The sequence below is a fragment of the Micromonospora sp. NPDC002717 genome (assembly GCF_040295705.1).
Lineage (GTDB): Bacteria > Actinomycetota > Actinomycetes > Mycobacteriales > Micromonosporaceae > Micromonospora.
Genome location: NZ_JBEOVW010000010.1, coordinates 37,433 through 55,972, shown reverse-complemented (window position 1 = coordinate 55,972; position 18,540 = coordinate 37,433). Strand labels below are relative to the sequence as shown.

Annotated in this window: 16 protein-coding genes and 2 pseudogenes; 5 read left to right on the top strand and 13 right to left on the bottom strand. The window is 75.3% G+C overall.

Annotation, left to right across the window (positions count from 1 at the left end):
• Window positions 1–9: 9 nt before the first annotated feature.
• The 6 genes and pseudogenes from ABT006_RS16940 to ABT006_RS16915 all read right to left on the bottom strand — a co-directional run bounded on the left by ABT006_RS16940 (window position 10) and on the right by ABT006_RS16915 (window position 7,398).
• On the bottom strand, window positions 10–2,838 hold the full coding sequence (locus ABT006_RS16940; protein WP_350707301.1) for a DUF5682 family protein: 2,829 nt from the start codon (window positions 2,836–2,838) through the stop codon (window positions 10–12).
• On the bottom strand, window positions 2,835–3,947 hold the full coding sequence (locus ABT006_RS16935; RefSeq protein WP_350707300.1) for an ATP-binding protein: 1,113 nt from the start codon (window positions 3,945–3,947) through the stop codon (window positions 2,835–2,837). The genes ABT006_RS16940 and ABT006_RS16935 overlap by 4 nt, the downstream gene beginning before the upstream one ends.
• Before the next feature lie 15 nt (window positions 3,948–3,962).
• Window positions 3,963–5,033: pseudogene (locus ABT006_RS16930) on the bottom strand (vWA domain-containing protein); the annotation flags it as partial.
• A 165-nt stretch (window positions 5,034–5,198) separates the two neighbouring features.
• Window positions 5,199–5,489, bottom strand: a pseudogene (locus ABT006_RS16925) (VWA containing CoxE family protein); the annotation flags it as partial.
• Window positions 5,486–6,892: a hypothetical protein gene (locus ABT006_RS16920; RefSeq protein ID WP_350707298.1), complete on the bottom strand. Its 1,407-nt coding sequence runs from the start codon at window positions 6,890–6,892 to the stop codon at window positions 5,486–5,488. The pseudogene ABT006_RS16925 and the gene ABT006_RS16920, both read right to left, overlap by 4 nt.
• A complete protein-coding gene (locus tag ABT006_RS16915; RefSeq protein ID WP_350707296.1) occupies window positions 6,892–7,398 on the bottom strand; it encodes a hypothetical protein in 507 nt (168 codons plus the stop codon). Before ABT006_RS16915 ends, ABT006_RS16920 begins: the two co-directional genes overlap by 1 nt.
• 273 nt (window positions 7,399–7,671) lie before the next feature.
• Here ABT006_RS16915 and ABT006_RS16910 point away from each other — a divergent pair, with 273 nt between their 5' ends.
• From ABT006_RS16910 to ABT006_RS16900, 3 genes are all read left to right on the top strand, one after another.
• On the top strand, window positions 7,672–8,043 hold the full coding sequence (locus ABT006_RS16910) for an ArsR/SmtB family transcription factor (protein WP_350707294.1): 372 nt from the start codon (window positions 7,672–7,674) through the stop codon (window positions 8,041–8,043).
• A 61-nt stretch (window positions 8,044–8,104) separates the two neighbouring features.
• Window positions 8,105–8,665: a riboflavin biosynthesis intermediates N-glycosidase gene (ybiA, locus tag ABT006_RS16905; RefSeq protein ID WP_350707292.1), complete on the top strand. Its 561-nt coding sequence runs from the start codon at window positions 8,105–8,107 to the stop codon at window positions 8,663–8,665.
• 53 nt (window positions 8,666–8,718) lie between these two features.
• A complete protein-coding gene (locus tag ABT006_RS16900) occupies window positions 8,719–9,231 on the top strand; it encodes an NUDIX domain-containing protein (protein WP_350707290.1) in 513 nt (170 codons plus the stop codon).
• 129 nt (window positions 9,232–9,360) lie between these two features.
• Here the strand turns inward: ABT006_RS16900 and ABT006_RS16895 are convergent, their stop codons facing one another.
• The 5 genes from ABT006_RS16895 to ABT006_RS16875 form a co-directional block, all read right to left on the bottom strand.
• On the bottom strand, window positions 9,361–9,900 hold the full coding sequence (locus tag ABT006_RS16895; RefSeq protein ID WP_350707288.1) for an RNA 2'-phosphotransferase: 540 nt from the start codon (window positions 9,898–9,900) through the stop codon (window positions 9,361–9,363).
• Window positions 9,901–9,949: 49 nt separating this feature from the next.
• Complete coding sequence (locus tag ABT006_RS16890) at window positions 9,950–10,999, bottom strand: aldo/keto reductase (protein ID WP_350707286.1); 1,050 nt, start codon at window positions 10,997–10,999, stop codon at window positions 9,950–9,952.
• Between the two features lie 203 nt (window positions 11,000–11,202).
• Entirely contained in the window at window positions 11,203–13,155 is a 1,953-nt protein-coding gene (locus ABT006_RS16885) for an ABC transporter ATP-binding protein (protein WP_350707656.1), read from the bottom strand.
• 287 nt (window positions 13,156–13,442) lie between these two features.
• A complete protein-coding gene (locus ABT006_RS16880) occupies window positions 13,443–13,865 on the bottom strand; it encodes a RidA family protein (protein ID WP_350707285.1) in 423 nt (140 codons plus the stop codon).
• Entirely contained in the window at window positions 13,862–14,683 is an 822-nt protein-coding gene (locus ABT006_RS16875; protein ID WP_350707283.1) for an NAD(P)-dependent oxidoreductase, read from the bottom strand. The genes ABT006_RS16880 and ABT006_RS16875 overlap by 4 nt, the downstream gene beginning before the upstream one ends.
• A 93-nt stretch (window positions 14,684–14,776) precedes the next feature.
• Between ABT006_RS16875 and ABT006_RS16870 the strand changes: the two genes are divergently transcribed.
• The gene (locus tag ABT006_RS16870) at window positions 14,777–15,670 is read left to right on the top strand and encodes a LysR family transcriptional regulator (RefSeq protein ID WP_350707281.1); all 894 of its coding nucleotides are present in this window, start codon (window positions 14,777–14,779) and stop codon (window positions 15,668–15,670) included.
• A 52-nt stretch (window positions 15,671–15,722) separates the two neighbouring features.
• The gene (gene smpB / locus ABT006_RS16865) at window positions 15,723–16,217 is read left to right on the top strand and encodes an SsrA-binding protein SmpB (protein ID WP_350707279.1); all 495 of its coding nucleotides are present in this window, start codon (window positions 15,723–15,725) and stop codon (window positions 16,215–16,217) included.
• A 102-nt stretch (window positions 16,218–16,319) separates the two neighbouring features.
• On the opposite strand, the gene ABT006_RS16860 is transcribed toward smpB, so the two are convergent.
• Together ABT006_RS16860 and ABT006_RS16855 are read right to left on the bottom strand one after the other, a co-directional pair.
• Entirely contained in the window at window positions 16,320–17,426 is a 1,107-nt protein-coding gene (locus ABT006_RS16860) for a hypothetical protein (protein ID WP_350707277.1), read from the bottom strand.
• Entirely contained in the window at window positions 17,318–18,505 is a 1,188-nt protein-coding gene (locus tag ABT006_RS16855) for a transporter substrate-binding domain-containing protein (protein ID WP_350707275.1), read from the bottom strand. Before ABT006_RS16855 ends, ABT006_RS16860 begins: the two co-directional genes overlap by 109 nt.
• Between the last annotated feature and the right edge of the window lie 35 nt (window positions 18,506–18,540).

Sequence of the window (18,540 nt, the reverse complement as noted above, 5' to 3'; positions counted from 1 at the left end):
GGCCCGCCGTCAGCCCGGCTCGCCCGCGAGCAGCGCGGCCACGGCGTCGGCGGTGGCCGGATGCGTGGCCAGCAGGGCGGTCAGGCCCGGCGGGGTGGCGGGTGCGGCGGCCTCCTCGCGCCACCCGCCGTCGCAGCCGAGCAGGGCGGCGACGGCGTTGACGGCCTCCGGGTGGCCGGACAGCAGGGCGGCCACCGGACCGGACGCGACGGCGGGGACCGCCGGCGACGGCGGGGACGCCGACGCCGACCACGGCGGCACCCAGGAGTCCAGCGCAGGCAGCGACGCGGGGAAGGTACGGCCCGCCTCCCGCACCAGCAGCGGCACCAGTTCCGGGCCGTGGTCGCGCAGAGTGGTGATCAGCGTGGGCAGCCAGGGCAGCAGAACCGGGTCGGGCAGCCGGGCGAACGCGGACGACATCACCTCCACGACGAACGGGGCGAGCCCGGGCACCGACTCCAGGGCCTGCACGAAGCCGCTGAGGTACTGCGGGAAGGCGGGCACCACCAGCGGGTTGCCGAGCAGGTCGGCGCACCGCCGGCGCAGCTCGGCCAGGGTCAGCAGGCCGAGTTGGTGCCGGGCGACCCAGAGCAGCGCGACCTTGGCCGGCGCCTCCGGGTGGGACTGCGCGACGGCGAGTTCGAGCTGGGACCGGTCGCAGCCCAGGGAGAGCGCCAGGCTCTCCATGCCGAACAGGAAGCCGAGCATGGCGCCGACCTGCCGGACCCCGCTCCCCTCGTCGACGAACGCCGTGGGCAGCAGCGTGCAGTAGTGGGCGTACCCGGTGGTCACGAACGCCTCGCACCAGGCCGGCAGCGGCCCGGTGGCGCGATGGTGGGCCAGCAGCCGCCGGATCCGGCGCAGCACCTCGGGGGCGTCGTCGACGGTGCGTTCGGCGGCGAGCAGCTCCACCGCCCGGTTGCCCAGCTCGTCGACCAGGCGCGGGCTGTCGAGCAGTCGTACGGCGTCCTCCACGGCCTCCAGCGCGACCGAGGCCGTGGCGTCCGGGCCCCGGACCGCGCGCCGCAGCCGCTGCTCCAGCACCTGCTCGACGGTGACGCCCTCGTAGCCCAGCTCGATCAGCGCCCGCTGGTGGCGGCCGAGGGCCAGGTCCCAGCTCTCCTGGATCGAGCGGTGCCCCAACCGGCGCTCGCCCATGATGGGTCGTACCGCGTCGGGGGGCAGCAGGTGCCGCAGCCGCCAGAGCAGGTCGGAGCAGGGCGCCAGCTTGGGGTCGGCGTGCAGGTCCAGCAGCGCCCGCTGGACCTGGCGCTTCTCCAGGTCCAGCCCGAGCGGGGCGAGCCGGTCGTGGACGTCGCGGGCGAGCGGCGGAAGGGCCTCGTAGCCCACCTGGCCGATCCGGTCGCCGCCGAACAGGATCTCGCAGAGCCGGCGGACGTCCCGGCGGCCCGGGACGACGTCCTTCTCGATGCAGGTGACCGCCGCGTCGGCGAAGTCGTACGGCGTGGGGCGGGCCCGGTTGCGCAGGCCGGCGAGGAGGATCGAGGTCTCGAAGACGGCGATGGCGTCGGCGGTGCTGGCCAGGTAGCCGTTGCGCCGGGCCAGCCGGACGATGTCGACGCACCAGCCCCGCAGCTCCGCCTCGTCGAGGCCCTGCACCGCCGGTGGCCGCCCGAGGTAGCCGGAGAGCCGGTCGGCGACCGGGGCCGCGGGCACGGGGGCCGGTGCGGCGCGGCGGCGCCCGGCGCGGGTGCGGGTGCCGCGCTGCCCCTCGAGTTGGAACGGCGACAGCCCGGACCGGGCGACCGCCTTGGTCCAGGTCGCCGCGGCGATCGACACCGAACCGGCCGCGAGCCCGAACTGCGCCTCGATGGCGGAGTGGCTGGAGGGGATCAGGCCGTAGTGCCACCGGGTGCCGGTGCGCGGGGTGATCTCGAACGGGGCGTCGGCGCGCAGCCCGAACTGCTCGACCCGGCTGGCGGCGTGGAACGCCCCGCAGACGTGGAGACACTCCGCCGGATCCGCACCCGAACTGGCCAGATGCTCCCGGATCCGGGTCCACATGTAGCGTTCCCGGTCCTCGTCGCGGTCACGCCGGTCCGCCCCGGCCGGGCGCAGCCGCCGGAACAGGCTGCCGATCAGCACCATCACCTGCCGGTAGGTGTCGTGGTCGGCGTCGGCGAGCGGCTGCTCGACGTACTGGTCCCACCACTCCGACCAGTGCCGCACCTTGCCGTGGTGCAGCAGGTACGCCTCGAGTTCCGCGAAGCGGGGCCGCAGGTCCCCGATCTCGACCCCGACGGCGTCCCCGTGCAGGGCCGCCTCCTCCTCCGCCGGCGCGGTCGGCTCGACGTCCCCGCCGACCGGGGCCTCGTCGGCCGTGCCGGGAGGGCGGGGCAGCCACTGGAAGACGTGGTCGGTGGAGCGGTCCACCAGGACCAGCTCGACCCCGGGCGTCTCCAGCGCGTACGCGATGGCCTGGTATTCGGCGCTGGCCTCGGTGATCGGCGCGACCACGCTGAGCGGCCCCCAGTCGGCCGGGAAGCCCTCCAGCTCCGAGGCGAACGCCTGCACCGCCACCGGGAGGCGGCAGTTGCGCAGCTCGCCCAGCAGCGGCTGGAGGTCCTCGCAAAGCTCCAGGTAGATCACCTTCGGCTGCTTGACACGCAGCCGCCGGACCATGGCCAGCGCGGACGCCGGCGAGTGGTGGCAGACGGGGAAGATCTCCAGTTCCTCGCCGAGGGCGCGGTCGACGTCGTCGACCATGCCGGCGAGGATGTCGGCGACGGCGCCCGGACTGTCGGCGAAGGCGGTGGCGGCGGCGGCGAGCTGCTGGCGCAGCTCGCCGAACGGCCCGGCCTCGGTGGGCGCGGTCACGACAGGGAGGCGATGGCCTGGCGGCCGCCGTCGAGGAAGCCCTCCCAGGGGCCGCCGTCCTGCTTGGCGCGCGGTTCCACCACCCCGTGCAGGTACTTGTTGAGGATCGCGAGGTCCTCCGGGCTGCGCCGGGCCAGGGAGCCGACCAGCGACCCGGCCAGCGTCGCGGCGCGCAGGGTGCGGTCGCCGAAGAACTGGCTGTGCAGGATGGCGTCCTCCAGGACGCCGATCTGCTCGGCGGTGGACAGCGCCGACTCCAGCTTCTCGTCGTCGCTGGTCGCCGAGGAGGCGGCGGCACGCAGGTCGGCGAAGCTCTGCAACAGGATGTCCAGCAGGGTGGGCGGCACGTCGAGCGTGATCTGGTGCCGGCGCAGCAGCTCCTCGGTGCGGAAGCGGACGATCTCCGCCTCGCTGCGTTTGTTGGTCACCACGGGGATCCGGACGAAGTTGAACCGCCGCTTGAGCGCGGACGAGAGGTCGTTCACGCCCCGGTCCCGGCTGTTCGCGGTGGCGATGATCGAGAAGCCGGGCTTGGCGAAGACGATGTTGTCGTGGTCCAGCTCCGGGATGGAGACGTACTTCTCCGACAGGATCGAGATCAGCGCGTCCTGCACGTCGCTGGTGGAGCGGGTCAACTCCTCGAACCGGCCGACCACGCCCTGCTCCATCGCCGTCATGATCGGCGACGGGATCATGGACTCCCGGGACTGTCCCCTGGCGATCACCATCGACACGTTCCACGAGTACTTGATGTGGTCCTCGGTGGTGCCGGCGGTGCCCTGCACGACCAGCGTCGAGTTGCGGCAGACCGCGGCGGCCAGCAGCTCGGCGAGCCAGCTCTTGCCGGTGCCCGGGTCGCCGATCAGCAGCAGGCCCCGGTCCGACGCCAGGGTCACGATGCTCCGTTCGACGAACGTACGGTCACCGAACCACTTCTGCGGGATCTCCCGGTCGAGCCCGTCGGCCCGCTCCGAGCCGAGGACGAACAGTCGCACCATCCGCGGGCTCAGCCGCCACGAGAACGGCTTCGGGTCGGTGTCGACCGACTCCAGGTAGTCGAGTTCCTCGGCGTACTTGACCTCGGCGGGGGCACGCAGCATCTCGGACATGAGGGGTTCGTTCTCCTAGGTGAGGAAGCTCTTGAGCTCGAAGACGAGTTTGCGGATGTGGCCGGAGATCACCGGCGTGCCCAGGTCCTTGAAGCGTTGCCGGAACCAGGGGTTGACGCTCTGCTGGCCCGAGCTGTTGACCGAGCCGACCGGGATGAACCGCACCCCGGAGCGGTGCACCGCCTCGATGCCGTCGAACAGCGGCTGGGAGCGGCCGAACTCGTAGAAGTCCGAGATCCACACCATGACCGTGTTCTTCGGCTCGACGATCTTGGGGCGGGCCATCGCCATCGCGACCGGGCCGTCGTTGCCGCCGCCCAGGTTGGTACGCAGCAGCACCTCGAACGGGTCGTGCACCCACGGCGTCAGGTCCAGCGCCCGCGTGTCGTACGCGATCAGGTGCACGTCCACCTTGGGCAGCCCGGCGAAGATCGACGCGAGGATGGTGCAGTTGACCATCGAGTCGACCATGGAGCCCGACTGGTCCACCACCACGATCAGCCGGGCCGGCGTGACCCGGCGGGCCGTCTGCCGGTAGTAGAGCCGGTCGACGTAGAGGCGCTCGTCCTCCGGGCTCCAGTTGGTCAGGTTCTGCCAGATGGTGCGTTCGAGGTCGAGGTTGCGGTACACGCGCTTCGGCGGCACGGACCGGTCGACGACGCCGACGCTGGTCTGCGCGACCTGGGTACGCAGCACCTCCGCGACCTCGTCGACGAAGCGGCGGATGAGCGCCTTGGCGTTGGCCAGGGCCACGCCGGAGAGGTTGGCCTTGTCCCGCAGCAGTTGCTCGATCAGCGACATGCTCGGCGTCAGCCGGCTGGCCAGCGCCGGGTCGGCCAGCACCTCCCGCAGGTGCATCCGGCGGACCAGGTCGCCCTCCAGGCCGGCGAGCACCCCGCCGAGGGCGTCGGTGCCGCCCTGCCGGCGCAGCTCCCCGGGCTCCAGGCCGAGCGCCTGCTCGAACCAGCCCGCGTCGGACTGCCACCGGGCCAGTTGGCCGGCGTCGACCGCCCCGTGGCCGGTGGCGAACACGTTGAGCAGCAGCTTCGACACCAGCGCGGCGCGGCGTACCTCCGCGGCGCCCGGCCCGGCCGCCGGCCCGTCGCCGCCCGATTCCGCACCGCCCGACCCGGTGTCGGCGCCCGACCCGGTGTCGGCGCCGGACCCGGGGTCGACGCCCGGCCCGGTGCCCGTCGTGGCGCTCGATCCGGTGTCGGCGCCGGCCCCGGCGTCCGTCGTGGCGGCGGGGCCGGGCGGGGTGGGCCCGCCGTCCGGCGGTGGGCCCGCGCCCGCGTCCTGCCCGGATCGGAGCAGGCCGCGCAGCTCGGCGGCGAGGGCCGGGAAGCGCTGGACGACGGTGTCCACCGACACCGCCGGGTCCAGCAGGGCGGCCGGCAGGCCGAGGTCGTCGACGACCGCCATGCTGGCCGACTCCAGGGCGGGCTGCTCGTCGGGGTCGAAGAGCCGGGCGAGCAGGCGCCAGTAGAGCACCTGGCGTCGGTTGGCGTCGGCGTGGCCCGCGGGGGCGAGGGAGTCGGTCATCGGCGCAGCAACCGTCCCGCGCGCTCGCGCAGCACCGCCACGGCGTCGCCCGCCTTGGCGTCGGCCTTGGCGGCCTTCGGGTCGGTGACTCCGCACGCCCAGTCGCCGGTGTGCGCGCCGACCGGCTTGCGCTTGACGGTGGCCTGCACCGCCAGCGGCTGGAGCAGCCACCGGCCGTCGTCCCACCGCACCAGGCCGAGACACGCCGACGAGGCCGCGATCAGGTCGGGCGTGAGCGGGCCGCAGGAGGGCAGCCGGTCGACCGCGACGGCGAGCGGGTGGCCGTCGAGCTCGACGGTGAGCGCGCCGTCGTCGTCGCGGACGGTGTAGCCCTCGAGCAGGACGGGCTCGGCGATCCCGACCGGGTGCCGGTCCAGCGGCGCCGGCGCCGCCGCGACCGCCGCCGGCAGCAGGACCCGCGCGGTGGCGAACGGGTCGGCTGCCTCGCCGAGTCGCGCCCGGTCGTCACGCCAGATCAGATCCGCGCCGCGCAGCGCAAGGCCGCTGACCGTCAGGCCCCGCCGTTCGGCCAGCGCGGCCAACAGCACGGGGTGGGCGTCCAGCAGGCGCCACAGCGCCGGCCCGACGATCGTCTCCACCTTGACCGCCCCGACGGTGGCGCGGACCAGGCGGGGCGCCGCACCGTCGGCCGGTTCGAGGATCCCGTGCACCTGGGCCTGCACGGCGGTGTCGTGCTCGTGCACGTCGACACCGAGCACCAGGAGCCGCCCGGAGACCTCCTCGACGGCCGGCGGGGCGGTCACGGCCGCCGCGTCCTGGGCGAGCAGCAGGCCCCGCGCCCACAGGTCGGCCCAGCGCCGGACCGGCGGATGCGCCATCGTGGCGACCGGCGCGCAGGCCCGCAGCTCGGCGGCCAGGCCGTCGAGCAGCACCGCCAGCCGACGCAGGCCCGGCTCGGCGAGCGCGGCCTCGATCGGCGTCGCGGCCGCGGCGACGAGTTCGTGGTCGACGCCGCCCCACCCCGCGAGCGCCAGCTCGTGCAGCCACGCGCGGACGCCGGCGAGCGGCGGCGGCGCGTCCGCCGCGGGCCCGGGCGGGCCCGGCGCCCAGGGGGCGCGCGCCCGGCCCAGGGCGGTGTCGAGCTGCCCGAGCAGCGCGTCGTGGGCCGCGCCGAGCAGCGCGCACCGGGCACCGGCGAGGGCGACGAGATGCTCCTCGGTCACCGAACCGGCGGTCACCTTGCCGACCGCCTCGGCCACCAGGTCACCGAGCGGCGTGGGGGCGAGCGCTCCGGCCAGCGCGGCCAGCGCCGCCGCGTCCTCCTCGTTGACCCGGGCGAACCCGCGGACCAGGGCGTCGTCGAGGCCGGCGACGAGGTCGAGGGCGTCGGTCAGACCGGTCGGTGCGCCGTCGCGCAGGACGGCGAGCTGCGTGCCGAGCATCAGCGGCCCGCCCCGGTGGCCGGGAACCAGTGCAGCTCGGGCAGGGGCGCCGTGCTGCCGGGAAGTTCCAGATAGGACAGGTGGCGCAGGAAGCGGCTGAACACGACCGCGGCGGGGGTCGGCTCGTGCCGCTCGTCCAGGGCGGCGATCAGGTCCCCGCCGGTGCTCGCCCCGTCGCCGGCCTCGACCCGCAGGTAGCGGGCGACCCGGTCGACGCCGTATTGGAGGACGGCCTCGTCCACGAGGGCGTGCAGGTGCTTGCACAGGACACCGCGCAGCCCGCCGCAGGGGCGGTTGTTGTTGGTGCTGCAGTGGTAGGCGTGGGTGCCGGCCGCGATCGAGGACACGTAGACCCGCTCGACGTCCGACCCGCTGGACACCACGCCCTGCAACCGCCCGTCGGCCAGCTCCACGAAGGGCACCTTGGCCAGCTTGCGGGGCCGTGCGGGCGGCACCACCCGCACGGTGCTGCGCCGTCTCCACGCGGCCAGTTCCGCGTCCGCCACTGTCCGAACCTCCCGTCCGCCGCCGCGCGGCGCCGCCGTGACCACGCCGACGCCGGATGGACCCGGCGTCGCCGTCACGACGAGGATCATGGACCACGGGTCCGACATCGTCGCCGGGGGCCGGCGACGCCAGGGGCGACGACCGCCGGCGCGGGGTGTCGCGGTCGGTCGCGGTCAGGGCGGCACGGGCGTACGACCTGGCGTCGTGTCTCCGACACCGACCCGCGTACATCAGGTATCGCCTAATTAAGTTGAAGTTGATATAAATGACCGGTGCACGCCTTCGATGTGCTCGGCGACCCGGTGCGGCGCCGCATCCTCGAACTGCTCACCGACGGTGAGATGACCGCCGGTGGGCTGTGCGACGTGATCCGGCGCGAGTTCGGGATCTCCCAGCCCGCCGTCTCGCAGCACCTCAAGGTGTTGCGGGACAACGGCTTCGCCACCGTGCGCGCGGAGGGGACCCGACGGCTCTACGCCGTCGACCCCCGGCCCCTGCGGGAGGTCGACCAGTGGCTCGACCACTTCCGTCGGTTCTGGACGCCGCCCCTGCAGGCCCTCGCGACCGAGCTCGCCCGAGGCATGCGCGAACGGCGGCTACGCGGGCGCCCCAGCGACGCGCCCGACGACGGCGGCGACCGCTGAGGACGCCGCCGCCGGAGAGACGTGCGGCGTTCTGTCGGAGCCGTCGGGCAGACTCTCCGACATGTCGCCGCGATCCGTCGCCGCCCTCGTCGCCGCCACGCAGGCCGGCGAGAGGGTCCGCTACCTGCACTTCTGGGGCCACCGGCCGCGCCGCGACGGCAGCGTCGGGCCTGGCTGCCTGAGCCAGTGGTGGCCCGCGCCGTTCCGCGACGGCGGCCGGACGTATGCCACCGCCGAGCACTGGATGATGTGGCACAAGGCGGTGCTGTTCGGCGACGCGGACGTCGCTGCCCAGGTCCTGGCGGCCGGGCACCCGCACCGCGCCAAGTCGCTCGGCCGCCGCGTGCGCGGTTTCGACGAGGCGACCTGGGCGGCCCGGCGCTACGACATCGTGGTGGCGGGCAGCGTCGCCAAGTTCGGCCAGCACGACGACCTGCGGGCGTTCCTGCTGGCCACCGGCGAGCGGGTGCTCGTGGAGGCCAGCCCGGTGGACCGCGTCTGGGGCATCGGGCTGGCCGCCGACGATCCGCGCGCGGAGGATCCGCAGGCATGGCAGGGCGCGAACCTGCTCGGCTTCGCCCTGATGGACGCCCGCGACGCCCTCCGCACGGGCGCTCCCTGACCGCGGGACCGCTGCCGGGCGGCTCCGGAGCGGGGCGGGTAACGTGCTTCGGCATGACGGCCGCCGCGTACTCCCACTGCTCCTTCTGCGGCGTGGCCTACCCGGCGGCGACCGGGTGGCCGCGGGTCTGCGGGGCCTGCGGCGAGACCGTCTGGCGCAACCCGCTGCCCGTCGCGGTGGCGGTGCTGCCGGTCCGCACGGACGCGGGCCTCGGCGTGGTCGTCGTCCGCCGGGACATCGAGCCGGCGCGCGGCCTGCTCGCGCTGCCGGGCGGCTTCATCGAGTACGGCGAGGAGTGGCAGGAGGCCCTGGTCCGGGAGCTGTGGGAGGAGACCGGCCTACGCGCCGACGCCGCCGACGCCCGCATCTTCGCGGTGCACAGCGCCCCGGCCGGCGGCACCATGATGGTCTTCGGGGAGCTGCCCGAGCAGCGGGCCGAGGCGCTGCCGCCCTCGGCACCCACCGAGGAGGCCACCGAGTGGCTGGTGCTCACCGAGCCGACGGAGCTGGCCTTCTCCACCCACACCCGGGTGCTCGCCGACTTCCTCGCGCAGCGGGCGGCCTGACCCGGGCCGGCACCGCGCGGCCTGCCCCCGGGCCGGCACCGCGTTACCTGATCCGGGCCGGCACGACGCGCGGCCTGACCGGGCCCGTACCGTCCGGCGCCGGTCCGGTCGGGCTCGGGGCGTGGCCGGTCAGACCGCGAGGTAGCGGGCGGGGACCGCGTCGGTGAGCCAGACCCCGTTGGCGCTGCGGTAGAAGGCGTGCCCGTCGCGGGCCATCCCCGCCGCGTCCACCGTCAGGATCACCACGGCTCCCCGCCGGCGGGCGCCCACCTGCCGGGCGGTCGCCACGTCCGGTGACAGGTGGACGTGGTGCCGGCCGCCCCGGTGCAGGCCGGACGCCCGGATGGAGTCGAGGGCGACGCTGCTGGTGCCGTGGTAGAGCCGCGCCGGCGGCGGGCACGGCGTGAGCCCCAGGTCGACCGGGATGGAGTGCCCCTGGTTGGCCCGGATCCGCTCGACACCGTCGGCGCCGCGTTCGACGGCGAAACGCTGCTTGTCGTTGCCGGCGACGACGGCGTCGAGGTCGACGCGGTCGACCCGCAGCGCGGTGAGCAGGTCGTCGACCGGCACCCAGCCGGCCCCGTCGGGCACGAGGCCGAACCGGGCGGGCTGGTGCCGCAACGCCAGGGACATCCGCTTGCTCAGCCCCACCATCGCCCGATGATCCACCCCCGAAGTCTGCCTCCCCGAGCATGATCCGCGCCAGGCGATTGGGCGGTCAGGCGGCGGGCCGGTCGGCGGTCGGGCGGCGACGGCGGGCCGGGTCGGTGAGCGCCGGCGGGCGCCAGACGCCGTCCGGGGCATACAGGTCGGTGCCGGGTGGGACGATCTCGTCGATCCGGTCGAGCGCGGCGTCGTCGAGGGTCAGCGCGGCGCCGGCCAGCAGGCCGTCGAGCTGCTCCATCGTCCGCGGCCCGAGGATCGTCGAGGTGACCGCGGGGTGGGCCACGGTGAACGCCACGGCCAGCTCCGGCAGCGAGCAGCCGACCTCCCCGGCCAGCTCGACCAGCCGCTCGACCGCCTGGTACTTGGCGGCGTTGCCGGGGATCGACGGGTCGAACCGGGCCGGGGTGAGCGCGGGTCGCCCGGCGGCCAGGTCGACGGGACGGCCGTGGCGGTAGCGGCCGGACAGGAAGCCCGAGGCGAGCGGGCTCCAGACGAGCACCCCCATGCCGTACCGCTGGCAGACCGGCAGCACGTCGGCCTCGATGCCCCGGGCCAGGATCGAGTACGGCGGCTGCTCGGTGCGGAACCGGCCGAGGCCGCGCCGCTCGGCGACGTGCTGCGCCTCGACGATCTCCTCGGCCGGGAAGGTGGAGCAGCCGAACGCCCGGATCGTGCCGGCCCGGACGAGGTCGCTCAGGACGCCGAGGGTCTCCTCGATGTCGGTGGTGTGGTCGGGGCGGTGCACCTGGTAGAGGTCGATCCAGTCGGTGTCGAGCCGGCGGAGGCTGTCCTCGACGGCCCGCAGGATCCAGCGTCGGGAGTTGCCGCCCCGGTTGCGCCCCTCCCCCATCGGGAAGTGCACCTTGGTGGCGAGCACGACGTCGTCCCGGCGGCCCCGCAGCGCCCGGCCGACAATGCGTTCGCTCTCGCCGGCCGAGTACATGTCGGCGGTGTCGACCAGGTTGACGCCGCGGTCGAGGGCGGCGTGGATGATCCGGACGCAGTCGTCGTGGTCGGGGTTGCCGACCGCGCCGAACATCATCGTGCCGAGGGCGTGGACGCTCACCTCGATGCCGGTGCCGCCCAGGACGCGGTAACGCATGCTCGTGCTCCTCGTGTCGCCGCGCCCGGCGTGGGTCCGCCGGGCGTCCGGGCCACGTTAGGAATTCGAGTGCGCTGGAAGTCAACACCGGAGCCACCCGGGCCGCCGGTCGGTCTCCGGCGCGCCTCGCCGCCGACGTCGGGCCGCCGGCCAGCGGACCGCCCGGCCACCCGCGGGGCGGTCGGTCAGCGCGGGGCGGTCGGTCAGCGGGGCAGGCCGTCGTCGGTCGCCGGGGAACGGGCGAGGTAGCCGCTGGCCTGCAGGTCGAACAGCTCCCGGTAGAGGCCGTCGGCCGACATCAACTCGTCGTGGGTGCCCTGCTGGACGAGCCGGCCCTGCGCCATCACGAAGATCTGGTCGGCGTGCCGGACGTTGGCCAGCCGGTGGGTGATCAGCACGACGGCCCGGTCGGGACGGCGACGCAGGTGCTGGAAGAGCGCGTGTTCGGCCCGCGCGTCCAGGGCGGCCGACGGCTCGTCGCAGATCAACAGGGCGGCGTGCCGGTAGAGGCCCCGGGCGGCGACGAGCCGCTGCCACTGCCCGCCGGAGAGGTCCTGGCCGTCTTTGAACTCGCGGTCGAGCAGGGTGTCGTACCCGAAGGGCAGGCCCGCGATCATGTCGTGCGCGGCCGCCGCCCGCGCGGCGTCGTGCACGCTGGGCCCCGGCCGCTCGGGCGCCCGGTCGTGCCGCCCGATGCGGATGTTCTGCCGGGCGGTGAACGGGAACCTCCACCAGTCCTGCGTCATCACCGCCACGTGTCCGCCCGTGGCCCGCGGATCCAGCTCGCGGGCGTCGACCCCGTCCCAGCGGACCGCGCCGCCGGTCGGCCGGTAGAGCCCGGCGATGAGCTTGGCCAGGGTCGTCTTGCCGGAGCCGTTCTCCCCGACCAGGGCGACCACCTGGCCGCGCCGCACGGTGAGGCTGACCTCGTCGACGGCCGGCCGCTCGGTGTCCGGGTAGCGCAGGCTGACGCGGTCCAGCTCGACCGCGTCGAACCCGTCCACCGCCCGCCCGCCGCCGGCCGGGACCCGCGCCCCGGCCCGGTCGAGGAAGTCGCGGTAGTCCTGGTAGTAGAGGGCGTCCTCGTAGAGCGAGTTCGTGGCGAGGACCGCGACGTTGAGGCTCGTGCGGGCGGACTGGAGGGCGAACAGGGCGGTCGCGGCGGCGGCGAGCGCGACCATGCCGTTCAGCAGCAGCGCGGCGAGGACCGCGTAGACGCCGAAGGCGGCGAGGCCGGCGGCGGTCGCGCCGGCCACCCGGGTGGTGGTCTGCGCGCGGACGAGCCGCAGGTGGGCGCGGGTCTCGACGGTCATCATGGCGCGGTACTCGGCGAGCAGGAAGTCGCGCATCTGGTAGGACCGGACCTCGGCGGCCGTGTGCCGGTTGGCCATCAGTTGGGCCAGCATCCGCATCCGCCGCTGCCGGGTGATCCTGGCCAGCATGGCCAGATACTGCCGGCGGGCGATCCGGACGGCGGTGGCCGCCTGCGGCACCGCCGCGAGCAGCAGGCAGGGCAGCAGCACCGGCTGGATCACCGTCACCGCCACCGCGGTGGCGAGCATCCCCACCACCCCGGTGACCAGGTTGACGGTGTGGTCGACGATGTAGGCCGCCTCGCCCATGCCCCGGTCCCGGGCCCGGTCCATCTCCTCGGCGAACCCGGCGTCGTCGAACGCGGCCAGGTCGACCGCCGTGGTGGCCTCGAAGAGCCGCAGCTCGACCTCGTAGTTGATCTGGGGGGTCAGCCGGGCCTGCGCCCAGCCGGCCGCGATCGTCAGCCCGCCACGGGCCGCCACGGCCGCCGCCGCCAGGGTCAGCGCCGGCAGCGCGGCGCGGACGCGGTCCGGGGTGGGCCCGGCGGTGAACAGCTCGCGCAGGACGCTGGTCGTGGCGAGCAGCCCGAAGGTGGTCATCACCCCGGCGGCGACGTTCAGGCCGATCGAGGCGACGGTGTCCCGGCGGCTGGTGGCCCAGGCCAGCGCGACCGCCTCCCGGACCAGCCGGGGCAGTCGGCGGGCGACCGCCCCGAAGCTGGTGTGGGCGAACTCCCGCGCGTGGTGCATCCAGTCCGCGTCCTCCAGCTCCGGCAGCAGCGCGGTGGCGGAGGCGTCGTCGGGGTGGTCGTCCTCCCCGGACGGCTGGCGCTGGCGGGTCATCGACTCCACGGACGCTCCTCGGGCGGCGGGGCTGACCGGATGCCCCCGCCGGGCGGGGTGGCCGTGACGCGTCCGACCGGCGAGGACCGCCCGAGACTACTGGCTGCGATCGCGCGATGTCTCCACGTGGTCGGCGTGTCGAACGAGCGTGCTAACGGCGTGTCGCGGGGCGGCCCGCGCCGCCGCCCGGCCGGTCCGGCGACGTCCCGCCCCTACGGTCGACCCGGGGTGACCGCGACCACGCCCGCCGGCCCGGCCACCGCCGGATGTGACCGGGCCGGCATGGATCAGGCCGCGGCGCCCGGACCGGTGACGGCGGCCGTTATCTCCACCTCGATCAGCGCGCCCGGCAGGAAGAGGCGGTTCACCTCCACCGTCGTGCTGGCGGGCGGGGGCGTGGCGGTGAAGAGCCGGCGCCGGACCGAGGCGTACCCGGGCAGGTCGCCGAGGTCGGTCATGAACGTCCGGATGTGCAGCACGTCCGCCAGTCCCGCGCCGTGGGCCGACAGCACGCCGCCGACGATCTCGAAGATCCGTTCGGACTGCGCGACGATGTCGCCCGGCCCGACCAGGCGACCGGCGTCGTCGACGGCGACCTGGCCGGCGAGCACCAGCAGGGCGCCGCCGGGCAGGTCGAGGCGGGCCACGTGGGCGAACCGGTCGCCGAACGGCGCGGCGACGGCCGGCGGGTTGTCGAGGGTGAGGTTCACGAGCGCTCCAGGCTGACGAGGGTGGCGATGTCGGTGGTGGGGTCGGGGGCGGCGTCGAGCACGGTGCGGGTCGCCCGGACCAGCGGGGCGGCCGTGGCGCCGAGCGCGGCGCGGGCCAGGTCGAGGTCCTTGCCGGCGAGGGCGACCGGGAAGTCGGCGTCGCGGGCGGCGGCCCGCCCGAGCACGCCGCCGAGCGGACCGCCGGCCAGCGCGTCGAGGGCGGCGGCCGGGTCGACGCCGACGGCGCGGGCGACCGCGAGGGTGTCGGCCAGCCCGCCGAGGGCCACGAGCAGCGCGGTGTTGAGCACGAGCTTCAGCGCGGCCCCGCTGCCGGTGCCGCCGCAGTGGCGTACGGCGCCGAGCGCCGCCAGGACGGGGGTAACCCGGGCGACGGCGGCGTCGGTGCCGCCGGCGAGCACCCGCAGCCGGCCGGCGCGGGCGGCGGCCACGCTCCCGCCCACCGGGGCGTCGACGAGGTCGACGGTGGCGGGCAGCCGCGCCGCCAGAGCGTGGACGGCGGCCGGGCCGATGGTGGACATCTCGACGAGGCAGGCGCCCGGTGGGAGGGCCGGGGCGGCCCCGTCCGGCCCGAACAGCACCGCCTCGGCGGCGGCGGCGTCGGTGAGCATCGTGATGGCGACCTCGGCGTCGCGGGCGGCCCCGGCCGGCGTCCGGGCCACGTCCGCGCCGGCCTGCCCGAGCGGGGCGGCGCGGGCGGCGGTGCGGTTCCACACCGTCACCTGGTGTCCGGCGTCGAGCAGGCGCAGGGCGATCGACGCCCCCATCCGCCCGGTGCCGAGTACGGCGATCTTCGTCATGCGGAAACCGTAGGCAGCGCGCCGCCATGCGACCAACGAATCTTTCCGATAGCCGCCATGCGAGACGCGCATGGGTCGGCGTACGCTCGCGGGATGCAACCGCTGGCCCTGGAGGTGTTCCGGACGGTGGCCCGGCACGGCTCGATCACGGCCGCCGCCCGCGAGCTGCGCTACACGCAGTCGGCGGTCTCCCGGCAGGTCGCCGCGCTGGAGGCCGACCTCGGGGTGGTGCTGTTCGACCGCCTTCCGCGCGGCGTCGCGCTGACCGAGCCGGGGCGGTGCCTGCTGCCGCACGCCGACGCGGTGCTGGAGCGGCTGGCCACCGCGCACCGGGACCTCGACGCGCTGCGCGGGCTGGGCGGCGGCCGGCTGCGGGTGGGCGCGTTCCCGACCGCGATGGCGGCCCTCGTGCCGCGCGCGCTGGCCGGGTTCCGGGACGCGCACCCGCGGGTGGCCCTGTCGGTGGTGGAGGGGCGGACGCCGGACCTGCTGGAGCGGCTGCTCGCCGGCGACGCCGACGTCGCCGTGGTGAGCGCGCCGCCCGACCGCCCGCTGGACCCCGGGCGCTTCGACCTGCACCACCTGCTCGACGAGCGCCTGCTGGTGGCGGTCGCCCGGCAGCACCGGCTGGCCCGGCGCCGCACGGTGCGCCTGGCGGAGCTGGCCGACGACCCGTTCGTCGCCGGGTCGCCCAACGGCGAGGACCCGTTGATGCGCGCCACCATGCCGCCCGGCTTCCGGCCCCGGGTGGACATCGTCGCCGCCGACTGGACCGGCAAGCTGGGTTGCGTGGCGGCCGGTCTCGGGGTCGCGCTGGTGCCGGCGCTGGCGGTCCCGGCCGCCCCGGCCGACCTGGCCCTGCTGCGCCTGCACGCCGACGACGCCCCGGCCCGCCGGGTGTACGCGGCCACCGCCGCCGGGCGGCACCACCCGCCCACGGTCGCCCGCCTGCTCGCCGGCCTGGCCGGGGAGGCCCGCCAGCTCTGAACACGGCGACCAGGCCCGTCACCCGGGGCGCCGGGCGGATATCCTCCACCGGGTGAACGCGGGCCGGCAGACCGAGCGCACGCTGATCGCCTCGAACAAGAAGGCGCGGCACGACTACACGATCCTGAAGACCTACGAGGCGGGCATCGTGCTGGCCGGCACGGAGGTCAAGTCGCTGCGCGAGGGCCGGGCGTCGCTGGTCGACGCGTTCGCCCAGGAACACGACGGCGAGCTCATGCTGCACGGCCTGCACATCGCCGAGTACGGCTTCGGCAGCTGGACCAACCACGCGCCCCGACGGACCCGCAAGCTGCTGCTGCGTCGGGTGGAGATCGCCCGGATCCTGGAGAAGACCCGCGAGGGCGGGCTGACCCTGGTGCCGCTGTCGATGTACTTCGCGGGCGGCTGGGCGAAGGTCGAACTCGCCCTGGCCAAGGGCCGGAAGTCGTACGACAAGCGGCAGGCGCTGGCCGCGCGGGACGCCGACCGGGAGATCGCCCGCGAGCTGGGCCGCCGCCTCAAGGGCCGCACCGCCCGGCGGGGCTGACCGCCGCCGCCACCTCTTCCCTGGTTCGCCGCCTGCGGTGGCGTCGCGTCACGCTGCGTCGCCACCGCAGCGCGGACGCGCGGCCCGCATTGGTCGACTCCGTCAGCGGGGGCCCGGGGAGGGCGGCGTGGGCGGGGCGGCGGGACCGGGGGCCGGCAGGCGGCCGAGGCAGCGCGGGTCCGGCCGGCCCACCGGCTGCCGGGGGATCATCCAGTCCAGCGCCGTCTCCTCCACGTGCCAGCCGTACACGTCGACCCGGCTGACCGGGATCCGCCCGGGGTCGGGGCAGAGCCGCTGGCCGCGTACCAGGTCGTTGGGCAGGAAGCGCACCTCGCCCCGCCCGTCGAGCACGATCGTCATCCGGTCGGTGACGGTGACCGCCTGGCCGCGTACCACCTCCCGGGCCGGGCCCGACTCGGCGCCGACCTCCACGGCGACGGCGGGCAGTAGCGGGACCCGGAGAAAGACCACCCCCATCACCAGCGGCACCACCGCCGCCACCGCGTACGCCAGGGTGCGGGTCAGCGCCGGGGCGACCGGGCGCGGCACCGGGCCGGTGAGCACCGCCGCCCCCAGCGGCGGCACGACCAGCAGCAGGGCCGTGGCCAGCTCCCCCTGCCGGCCGGCGGCCACGACGGCCGGCGCCAGGCAGGCGTAGCTCGCGGCCCCCGCGACGACGGGCAGCACCAGGCCGGTGACCAGGAGCCGGCGGGGCCGGTCCGGGTGGCGCAGCCGGGTCCGCAGCGCCAGCAGCCAGAGGGCGAGCATCAGCAGCAGCGGCAGGAACCGCAACTGCCAGGTGAGGGCCGCCAGCGCGATCGCCGCCACCAGGACCCAACCGGGGGTACGCACGGTGCCGTAGGCGAGCAGCGAGCGTTCGGGGTCGAACCGGTCAGGCGCGCTGACCTGGAGCAGCCGGCCGAGGGCGGCCAGCACCAGCACGACGAGCGGGAACGCCCACACCAGCGCGATCAGCAGGGCGCTGAGCAGCCCGAGCGGGCTGACGTACTGCACCAGCAGCAGCATCGTCGGCATGTCCTGCCGGCTGAGCCGCCACAGCCGCAGCACGAGCAGCAGCACCGGGAACGCGGGCAGCAGCGTCAGCAGCCACTGCTGCGCCTGTTGCGCCTGCTTCGTGCCCGGGCGGCGGTCCGGACGCCCGACGGCGGCCGGCTCGGAGACGGCAGCGCCCATCTCTCCCACGGCCACTGCCGCACCTCCACCTTCTCCTCGGGCTCCGGCTGCCGGCCGACCGCCACCTGCTGCGGGTTGCTGTGCTGCTGCTCCGAGGCCAGATAGCGGTCGAACGCCGCCTTCCACCGGTCGCCGTCCGGGCCCTTCGCGGACTGGTAGAGGGAGAGGTTGACGAGGTCCCGCATCGCCGGGTTGGGCCCCGTGTTCACCCCCCACTTCTCCGCCGCGTCCGCGCCGATGTCCCAGTGCCGCAACTCCGTACGCCGCAGCAGTTTCGTCGCCGGCGGCAGCTCGCCGGGCGGACGCGGGCCCACGAAGCCGGCCAGGATCGCCGCGTCGGTGGTGACGGCGTCGACCTCGCCGTCGTAGAGCGCCTGGACGCACTGGCTGATCCGGTTGCGACCGATCGGGTTCGCGCCCGCCTCGCGCAGGCGCTGCTCCGACGTGGACGTCCCCAGCGTGCAGACCTTCGCCTTGTCGAGGTCCCGCAGGCTGGCGACCTGCCGGCGGTCGGACGCCCGCGTCAGCACCGACTGCTCGGTCTCCAGATACGGGAAGGAGAAGACCACGCCCTGGTCCCGGCGCTCCTCGGTGATGCTGTAGGAGGCGATGACCAGGTCGACCGTGACGAAGCTGCCGTCGGTGTCGCGGGCCTGCCGTCGGGCCCGGTCCTCGCTCTCGATCGGCAGCAGCGTCACCTCCGGCGCGTCGAAGCCCAGGTCCTCGGCGATCATGTAGGCGATGTCGATGTCGAAGCCCTCGAACGCGCCGTTCTCCAGTTTCTGCGCCACCCCGGGCTGGTCGTCCTTCACCCCGATGAGCAGCCTGTCGCGGTTGGTCAGCCCGGCCCGCTCGCGCAGCTCGTCCCAGGTGGGCGGGCCGCTGGCGACGATCACCCGCACCGCGGCGACCGCGACCACCACCAGCAGGAGCAGCAGCGCCGCCAGGCGCACCTGCCGGGACCGCGACACGCCACCGGACGCCGCCGCCACGGCCGGCAGCCCCGGCGAGTCGCCGCCGGTCTCCTTGTCCTGACCCAACTCGGCCTCCCGGTCGCCGCCCGCGCGAGCCCTCCATTGTGGTCCATGCCGCACCGCCGCGACAGTACGGAAGGCGACCGGCACGGCCC